1 protein-coding gene is annotated in these 618 nt (G+C 53.6%); it reads left to right on the top strand.

Annotated features, from left to right (window positions below; genetic code table 11):
* Positions 1-618 (top strand): IS3 family transposase (locus HMPREF2550_RS11800; protein ID WP_141760503.1); only part of this gene is annotated, 618 nt, incomplete at both ends.

Below are 618 nucleotides of genomic sequence, written 5' to 3'. Positions count from 1 at the left end.
ACGCATCGCTGCAAGCCTCAACGACGATACGGACTTCGGCCCGATCAACCATAAGAAGGTTGCGCGCATCATGAAATCCATGGGGCTAAAAGGCTTTAGCAAACGGCGTCGATGCATCACCACCCGGCGCAAGCCTGGTCACCGTGTCATGCCAGATTTAGTAGGCCGTACATTCACCGCTGACGAGCCGAACCGTGTTTATGTAGGCGACATCACCTACCTGCCGTGTAAGGGCGGTAAAAACATGTACCTGGCCACGGTCATTGACACCTATTCACGAAAACTTGCAGGTTATGCACTCGCAGACCACATGCGTGTCTCACTGGTCATCGAGGCTTTGTCCCATGCCAGCACAGTCCGCGGAAGCCTTGACGGGGCTATTTTCCATTCTGATCATGGAAGTGTGTACACCTCACAGGCGTTTAGGGACCACTGCGCCCAACTTGGTGTACGCCAATCCATGGGCGCGGTGGGAACTAGTGCCGATAATGCCCTGGCAGAATCATTTAACGCCACCTTAAAACGTGAAGTGCTACGTGATCGGAAAGTCTTTGATAATCCCATTATCTGCCGGCAGGAAGTCTTTCGATGGTGCATGCGCTACAACACCCGCAGACG

It is taken from the genome of Corynebacterium sp. HMSC074A01 (assembly GCF_001831515.1).
Lineage (GTDB): Bacteria > Actinomycetota > Actinomycetes > Mycobacteriales > Mycobacteriaceae > Corynebacterium.
Note: the sequence above shows the minus strand (reverse complement) of the source record. Positions and strands in the feature narration are given on the sequence as shown.